Consider the following 430-nt stretch of genomic DNA (forward strand, 5'->3'; position numbering starts at 1 on the left):
GGCATACCCAGCGCACCCGGTCCTCCTTCAGGGCCGGGGCGTAGTAGTCGTTGAAGTTGTCCAGGCCGATGACCTCATGGCCGTCGAGCAGCAGCCGGCGCACGCAGTGGGCGCCGATGAAGCCGGCCGCGCCGGTGACCAGGACCTTCATTGCGGGCCTGCCTGGGGGGCGACCTGCGGCAGGCCGATGCCCAGGTAGCGCAGGCCGGCGGCAGCCAGCTGCTGGGGGTTGTAGAGGTTGCGCCCGTCGATGACCAGGCGGTCGCGCAGCTTGTGCGCGAGCAGCTCGAAGTCGACCACCCGGAAGGCCTTCCACTCGGTGCAGATGACCAGCGCGTCGGCGTCCTGCAGGGTGTCGTCGCGGGTGGCGCAGAGCACTAGGTCGTCGCGGTAGCCGTACAGGCGCCGGCATTCGGACATGGCTTCGGGG

The 430-nt window shown here is 70.0% G+C and carries 2 protein-coding genes; both read right to left on the reverse strand.

What is annotated here, in order from left to right; translation table 11 throughout:
• Positions 1-151 (reverse strand): NAD-dependent epimerase/dehydratase family protein (locus tag G8E10_RS25770; RefSeq protein ID WP_167131276.1); only part of this gene is annotated, 151 nt, incomplete at its 3' end.
• Positions 148-430 (reverse strand): UDP binding domain-containing protein (locus tag G8E10_RS25775; RefSeq protein ID WP_281517822.1); only part of this gene is annotated, 283 nt, incomplete at its 5' end. The genes G8E10_RS25770 and G8E10_RS25775, both read right to left, overlap by 4 nt.

The organism is Ferranicluibacter rubi (genome assembly GCF_011603255.1).
Taxonomy (GTDB): domain Bacteria; phylum Pseudomonadota; class Alphaproteobacteria; order Rhizobiales; family Rhizobiaceae; genus Ferranicluibacter; species Ferranicluibacter rubi.